This is a genomic window from Micromonospora sp. AMSO12t (assembly GCF_008806585.1).
Classification (GTDB): domain Bacteria; phylum Actinomycetota; class Actinomycetes; order Mycobacteriales; family Micromonosporaceae; genus Micromonospora; species Micromonospora reichwaldensis.
Window position 1 is genome coordinate 1 of sequence record NZ_WAAS01000300.1, and the last position, 7300, is coordinate 7300.

A 7300-nucleotide genomic window follows, 5' to 3' on the forward strand; every position below is an offset into this window, starting at 1 on the left:
GCGGTGGACGGGCCGGGCGACCAGGGTGCCACCCAGGGCAGGTCGTCGGCGGGGGTGATCACGCCGTCCTCCAGGGCGGCGTAGCGCCCGGCCAGGATCCGCTTCGCGGCGGCCGTGTCGACGGAGTCGGTGTTGTCCCACAGGGCGGTGAAGAGCGCGTCGACGCGGACCCGGGCCTGCCGGCAGAACAGGTCGGCCAGCTCGACGTTCTCGGGGCGGGTGTCCCGCTCGGCGTAGGCGCGCACGCAGACCGCGGACATCGCGAACAGCTCCGCGCCGATGTCCACCACCCGGCCGAGGAACGCCTGCTTGCGCTCCATCTTGCCCTGCCAGCGGGACATCGCGTAGAACGTCGAGCGGGCCAGCTTGCGCGAGGCGCGCTCCACCTGCCGCAGGTGGCCGGCGAGCGGGCCGAACTCGGCGTACGCCGACGGGCGCTGTCCCCTGCCGACGGCGAGGGTCGGCAGCCACTTCGCGTAGAAGGCGCCGGCCCGCGCCCCGGCCTTCGCCTTGCGGCCGAGCCCGGCGTCCGGGTCGATGATGTCACCGGCGACGGACAGGTGCGCGTCGACCGCCTCCCGGGCGATGAGCAGGTGCATGATCTCGGTGGAGCCCTCGAAGATGCGGTTGATCCGCAGGTCGCGCAGCAGCTGCTCGACGGCGGCCGGTCGCTCGCCCCGCGCGGCGAGGGAGTCGGCCGTCTCGTAGCCGCGACCGCCCCGGATCTGCACCAGTTCGTCGGCGATCTTCCAGGCCATCTCGCTGGCGTAGAGCTTGACCAGCGCCGCCTCGATCCGGATGTCGTTACGGTCGTCGTCGGCGAGCAGGCAGCAGAGGTCCAGCATGGTCTCCATGCCGTACGTCGTCGCGGCGATGAAGGACAGCTTCTGGGCCACCGCCTCGTGCTCGCCCACGGGCCGGCCCCACTGCACCCGGTCGACGGCCCACTCCCGGGCCACGTTCAGCGCCCACTTGCCGGCGCCGACACACATCGCCGGCAGCGACAGCCGCCCGGTGTTCAGGGTGGTCAGCGCGATCTTCAGGCCCTTTCCCTCGCCACCGATGACGTTCTCCTTCGGTACGAAGACGTCGTGGAAGCGGGTCAGGCTGTTCTCCAGGCCGCGCAGGCCGATGAAGGCGTTGCGCCGTTCGACCGTGATGCCCTCGGTGTCGCCCTCGACGACGAAGGCGGTGATCCCGCCGCGCCGCCCCTCGGCGGCGGGCACCCGGGCCATCACCACGAGCAGGGAGGCGACGGTGCCGTTGGTGGCCCACAGCTTCACGCCGTTGAGGCGGTAGCCGGTGCCGTCGGGCGTGGGCTCGGCGGTGGTGGCCAGTCGGGCCGGGTCGGAGCCGACGTCCGGCTCGGTGAGCAGGAACGCGGAGACCTCACCGGCGGCGAGCCGGGGCAGGAAGCGCTGCTTCTGCTCGGCGGTGCCGAACATCTTCAGCGGCTGCGGCACCCCGATCGACTGGTGCGCCGAGAGCAGCGCGCCGATCGCCGGGCTGACCGAGCCGGCCAGCATGAGCGCCCGGCAGTAGTGCAGGTTGCTGAGCCCGAGCCCGCCGTACGACCGGTCGATCTTCATGCCGAACGCGCCGAGCCGGGCCATTCCTTGGAACACCTCGTCCGGGATGGACGCGTCCCGCTCGATCGCCGCACCGTCCACGTCGGAGGTAAGGAACTCGCGGAACCGGCCGAGGAACTCGTCGGCGCGGGCGACGTCCGCCGGGTCGGAGCGCGGCCAAGGGTTGATCAGGTCGAGCCGGAACCGGCCGAGGAAAAGTTCCTTGCCGAAGCTGGGACGATCCCAGGTGGACTCCCGGGCCGCCTCGGCGACCTGTCGTGCCTCCTTCTCGGAGACCTGACCGGCCTCGGTCGGCAGGGGCCCGGCCGCACCGGCCGCGGGCGGGGCGTCGGCGGCCGCAGGCGCGTTGCCGGCGGTCGCGGGCGGGGTGCCGGCGGCAGCAGGCGGGGCGTCGGCCGACGGCGGCGGCTGGTCGGCGCCTGATCCGTCGGGCGCGGGTCGGCTGTTGTGTGTCGCGGTCACGGCGGCCCCCTCGAACCTCGGTCCGGATGCGTCAACGTGCTCGACGAACAGCACGCTACCCCCGGGTGTTACCCAGGGGTAGCGATTGGTAAATATCGAGTTGTGTCGACCTTCGTCAGTCGCTGAGGGACCGTGGCTCGTTCTCGTCGTCGTCGTCGTCGGTGTCGTCGTCGCCCCAGTTGCGGCGGGAGAACGGCAGGAACGCCCAGAAGGTGAGGAACCAGAGGCCGGTGAGCCCGCTGAGCACCAGGGCGATGCTCCGGTCCAGCACGAAGTCGGTGATCAGCAGCACCGCGCTGACCATCGAGATCAGCATGAAGGCGAGCCCGCCGCTGGCCATCCGGTGGGCGAACCGGACCAGCTCCGGCTTGCGGCCCTGCCGGAACAGCGCGCGGTGGAACGCCACCGGAGAGATGATCATCGCGGTGGCCGCGGCCGCGGCCAGCAACGCGACGATGTAGACGTCCTTCTGGAAGCCACTCGTACGGGTGAAGCCGTTGCTGAACGGCAGGGTGAGCAGGAACGCGAAGAGGATCTGCACGCCGGTCTGGGCGACCCGAAGCTCCTGGAGCAGGTCGGCGAAGTTGCGCTGCCAGCGCTGCTTCTCGGTTTCCTTGGACACGCGCTACCTCCGGTCAGACGGTACTGCCGGCGGGGGCGGCCGGCGGCAGCATCGCTGATGCCCCACCCGTCGACGCGCGAAACCGACTCACGTCACTGTCTGACGCGCCGGTTCCGTACCGACCATGATGCGGCCGACCGTAGCCACAACCCGTCAGGAGCCGCGGCGGATCCGGCCCGCGTACCGGGCCTCGAGGGCGTTGTTGTGCTCGTCGCCCCCGGCGATGTTGGCCGACAGGTAGACCGGGGGCCGCTCCCCCGCCGCCAGCAGCCGCGCCACCACCTCGACCGTGATCTGCTGCGCCAGTAGCGCCGCGGTGATCGACGAGACCGCGCCGACCGCACCTCCGCCGGGCAGTGGCAGCGTCGCGTCGCCGTACGGGGCGCCGTTGTCGAGCACCACGTCGGCGAAGTCGGCGAGCTTGCGTCCCGACGGGTGGCGCGAGGTCATCTGCCCGGAGTGCTGCGCCGAGGTGATCGCGACCAGCCCGTGGCCCTTCTCCCTGACCAGCGACGCGAACTCCACCATGGCGCCGTTCACGCCGGAGTTGGAGGCGAGCACGAAGACGTCCCGGGGGCTGACGGGAGCCAGCTCGTAGAGACGGTGCGCCACCGACGGGTCGCGCTCCAGCAGCGGCCCGAGCACGTCGGCCGGGGCGCCGCCGCGCAGCACCAGGTCCCGCAGGGCGATGCGGTTCGTCGGGACCAGCCCGCCGGCCCGCCCGGCGATCTCCATGGCCAGCGCCTCGGAGTGGCCGGTGCCGAACGCGTGGACCACGCCGTCGGCGCGTACCGCCTCGGCGATCAGGTCGGCGGCCCGCCCCACCGCCTCGCGCTGGCTCTCGGCGACCCGGTGCATCGTGTCGGTCACCACGGCCAGGAAGTCCTCGGCCTTCACCGTCGTGTCTGCTCGGTCCATGTCGTACCTCCGTCAGGGGTGGGCCCGGCGTCCGCCGGCCGGTGTCGCGGGGAAGGTCAGACCGGGTCGTGCACCCGGGCCAGGATCGCCTCGGCCAGCGCGGCGGGCGCCTCGTCGGGGATCCAGTGGCTCACCCGGGGCAGCTCGACGAAGCGGTAGTCGGCGGTCACGTGCTCGGCGCACGCCTCGGCGGCGGTCCGGCCGATCGCGATGTCGCGACCGCTCCACACGTACGTGGTCGGCACCGCCACCGGCCCGGTGGCGGCCAGGTCCCGGCGGGACATCGCGCGGTACCAGTTCAGGGCGGCGGTCAGCGCGCCCGGCTCGCGCATCGGGTCCGCGTACGCGGCCACCCGCGCGTCGTCGCCGACCCCGTGCAGCATCCGGCGCAGCCCGGTCGCGCCCAGCACCAGCAGCGCCTTCTCCGCCGTGCCCGGCTTGCGGAACACCGTCATGTACGCCGAGCGCGCCTTCTGCCCCGCGTCCTCGGCCAGCGCCCACGCCATGGCGGCGGGGTGCGGCACGGAGACCGCGGTCAGCGTGCGGACCCGCTCGGGATGGTGGGCCGCGACGGCCCAGGCGACGACCGCGCCCCAGTCGTGCCCCACCAGGTGCGCCGCGTCGACGCCCAACGCGTCGAGTACGCCCACCGCGTCGGCGACCAGTTCCGGCAGCCGGTACGCCTCGACCGCCTCGGGCCGCGCGCCCGGCGAGTAGCCGCGCTGGTCCGGCGCGTACGTGCGCAGGCCCGCGGCGTGCAGCGCGGGCACCACGTCGTCGAACTCCCCGCCGTGCTGGGGGAAGCCGTGCAGCAGCAGGACGGGCGTGCCGCCCTCCGGTCCGCCGACACGGACGTCGAACGTGAACCCCCGGGCCTCGATCCGCATGATCGTGAGCCTACCCAGCGCCGCACCTGGCCGCCCGGGACTGCCGGGCCCACCTGTCACTCGTACTGTTGCCGGGGGACGGGCACCTGCCGCCAGGACTCCACGTCCAGGTAGGGAATCTCGGCGTCGTTGACCGGGTCGCGGGCGATGCGGTCGCTGTAGCGGCCCGTCACCTCGATCCAGGTGTCGTCGGCGAGCCCGTCGGGGGCCGCGCCGGTCAGGCCCAGCTTGACCGGCCGCCCGTCGGCGGCGCAGCAGGAGAGCACCATCCGGGCCAGCAGCGGCCGGCCGTCGGGGCCGGTGGTGACGAAGCCGGTCAGCTGGACCCGGCGCTCGCCGATCGAGGTGCCCCGGTCGAACAGGGCCCGGGAGGCGTAGTCGAGCACGGTCACCCGCACCGGGTCGCCGGCGGGCAGCGGCGGATAGTCGGACGGCTGCTGCCGGGTGGTGACGGCGGTGCCGGCCTGCCCGGCCGCGTACGAGCCCAGGGCCGGCGGGGCGACCAGCAGCAGGCCCAGCACGGGCAGGATCAGCAGCCAGCCGACCCGCGGCTCGTGGTGGCCGTGCCCGTCGTCACCGCCGTGCCCGTCGTAGCCGTTGTCGTGAGCCTCGGGGCCGGGTGTGCGCCGGGGCCGCCACCCACCGGCCGGGCCGTCGTGGTGGCCGGCGGGCGTGCGCCGCAGGAGCGGGCGCAGCTCGTAGAAGAGGGTCATGACCGCAGCGGCCACCAGCAGCAGGCCGGCGGCGATCAGGAAGGGCCGCAGCCCCTCCTTGACGTAGCGCAGGTGCAGGTCGGTGAGGCTGGCCCGGACCACCGCGCCGCCGAGCAGCAGCAGGACGACGGCCTGCGCCTGCCGGTTCACAGCAGCACCGCCCCGGTCACGGCGGCCACCGCGACGGCCACCGCGAAGGTGGTCGGGGCGAACCGCAGCGCGAACCGCCGGCCGAAGACTCCGGCCTGCATCGAGATGAGCTTGAGGTCGACCATCGGCCCCACCACCAGGAAGACCAGTCGGGAGGTCAGCGAGAACTGCGACAGCGAGGCGGCGACGAAGGCGTCCGCCTCGGAGCAGAGGGAGAGCAGCACGGCGAGCGCGGCCAGCGCGAGCACCGACAGCACCGGCTCGTCGGCGAGGGTCTGCAACCAGCGCTCCGGCACCACGACGTTGATCGTGGCGGCAGCCGCCGCGCCGATCACCAGGAACCCGCCGGCGTGCGTGACGTCGTGCCGGACCGCCCCCCAGAACGCCCGCCCGCGCGGGCCGCCGTCCAGCTCCGGCCGGCGCGGCAGCCGGATCCAGTCGGCCCGGCCGAGGCGCAGCCACAGCCAGCCCATGACCATCGCCACGAGCAGGCTCGCGACGGCCCGGCCGAGGACCATCGCCGGGTCGTCGGGGAAGGCCACGGCGGTGGCGGTCAGCACGATCGGGTTGATCGCCGGGGCGGCGAGCAGGAACGCCAACGCGGCGGCCGGGGTGACCCCGCGCCGGATCAGCGACCCGGCGATCGGCACCGCCCCGCACTCGCAGCCGGGCAGCACCACGCCGGCCGCGCTGGCCACCGGCACCGCGAGCGCGGGGTGACGCGGCAGCGCCCGGGCCCAGAACGACCGGGGCACGAAGACGGCGATCACCGCGGAGAGCAGCACCCCGAAGACCAGGAACGGCACCGCCTGCACCATGACCGAGACGAAGACGGTGGTCCAGGTCTGCAAGCGGGGCGCGGAGAGGGCCCGGGCGAGCGGCTCGCGGAAGACGACCAGCAGGATCAGCAGGCCGGCGAGGACCTCCACCGACCCGACCCGCCGGTCCGGGCCGCGGGGCGCCGCCGGCTTCTCCTCGCGTACGCCCGGGGCGGCCACGCCCACCGCGCCCGGGTGCGACCCGTCCGGCGCGCGGCGGTCAGCCTCGGATGTCACGTACGTGTCCCTCTGCCGGATTCCCAGTGGCCGCCCGAGAGTACCGGGCCGGAATCGACGCCGTCGATCGACTGCGCTGGTGAGCTGCGGAAAGATCACTTTGCCCGATGATCTTCAAAGGTGTTAGCGTCGGGCCACAACTTCACATCCGACAGGGGAGCGCACAGCGCTGAGAGTGCGGGCACCGCCCGCAGACCCTCGAACCTGATCTGGGTAATGCCAGCGCAGGGAGTTCGGTCGACCTCCAGCCGCGTCGACGTCCGGCACGTTCCGGGCGCGGCGTGCGTCTTCTCCTGGTTCTCGTTAGGGACTGGGAGCAATCATGCGAGACAACAACACCGCCACCCGGTGGCGTACCGTCGATGTCGTCGTCGCGGCCGTGATCGCGGTGGCCTTCGGCGTCATCTTCTGGGCCTGGGGCCTGCTGTGGCGGGCCGTCGACCCGGCGTTCGCGTTCTTCCCCGCCAGCCAGGCGATCATGTACGGCGTGTGGCTGGTCCCGGCCGTCCTCGGCGGTCTGGTGATCCGCAAGCCCGGCGCGGCGCTCTTCTGCGAGGCGGTGGCGGCGACGGTCTCCGCGCTGCTCGGCTCGGAGTGGGGCGGCGTCACCATCGTCCAGGGCCTGATCCAGGGGCTCGGCGCCGAGTTGGCCTTCGCCGCGTTCCGGTACCGCTCGTTCCGGCTGCCCACCGCGCTGATCGCGGGCGCGCTGACCGGCCTCGGCGCGGCCCTGTTCGACTTCTTCGTCTGGAACAGCGAGTACGCCCTGGGCAGCTACCGCATCCCGTACGCCCTGCTCACCATCGTCAGCGCCACGATCGTCGCGGGTGCCGGCGGCTGGGCCCTGACCCGCGCCCTGGCCACCACGGGCGCCCTCGACCGCTTCCCCGCCGCCCGAGACCGC

The 7300-nt window shown here is 73.4% G+C and carries 7 protein-coding genes and 1 riboswitch; of the genes, 1 reads left to right on the plus strand and 6 read right to left on the minus strand.

Annotated elements, in window-relative coordinates; all coding sequences use genetic code 11:
- The 6 genes from F6X68_RS28425 to F6X68_RS28455 form a co-directional block, all read right to left on the minus strand.
- On the minus strand, nt 1-1886 hold a 1886-nt coding region (locus F6X68_RS28425), incomplete at its 3' end, for an acyl-CoA dehydrogenase family protein (RefSeq protein ID WP_151457141.1).
- 280 nt (nt 1887-2166) lie between these two features.
- A complete protein-coding gene (locus F6X68_RS28435) occupies nt 2167-2673 on the minus strand; it encodes a DUF6328 family protein (RefSeq protein ID WP_151457135.1) in 507 nt (168 codons plus the stop codon).
- Nucleotides 2674-2826: 153 nt separating this feature from the next.
- Nucleotides 2827-3591 carry a sugar isomerase domain-containing protein gene (locus tag F6X68_RS28440; protein WP_151457136.1) on the minus strand — a complete coding sequence of 255 codons (765 nt, stop codon included), beginning with the start codon at nt 3589-3591 and terminating at the stop codon, nt 2827-2829.
- A 56-nt stretch (nt 3592-3647) separates the two neighbouring features.
- Nucleotides 3648-4478: an alpha/beta fold hydrolase gene (locus F6X68_RS28445; protein WP_151457137.1), complete on the minus strand. Its 831-nt coding sequence runs from the start codon at nt 4476-4478 to the stop codon at nt 3648-3650.
- Nucleotides 4479-4534: 56 nt separating this feature from the next.
- Nucleotides 4535-5341 carry a TIGR03943 family protein gene (locus F6X68_RS28450; RefSeq protein ID WP_151457138.1) on the minus strand — a complete coding sequence of 269 codons (807 nt, stop codon included), beginning with the start codon at nt 5339-5341 and terminating at the stop codon, nt 4535-4537.
- Nucleotides 5338-6339: a permease gene (locus F6X68_RS28455; protein ID WP_192581572.1), complete on the minus strand. Its 1002-nt coding sequence runs from the start codon at nt 6337-6339 to the stop codon at nt 5338-5340. The genes F6X68_RS28450 and F6X68_RS28455 overlap by 4 nt, the downstream gene beginning before the upstream one ends.
- A 200-nt stretch (nt 6340-6539) precedes the next feature.
- A riboswitch (TPP riboswitch) is annotated at nt 6540-6645 on the plus strand.
- A 73-nt stretch (nt 6646-6718) separates the two neighbouring features.
- On the opposite strand from F6X68_RS28455, the gene F6X68_RS28460 reads away from it, so the two are divergent.
- Nucleotides 6719-7300 (plus strand): ECF transporter S component (locus F6X68_RS28460; protein WP_151457140.1); only part of this gene is annotated, 582 nt, incomplete at its 3' end.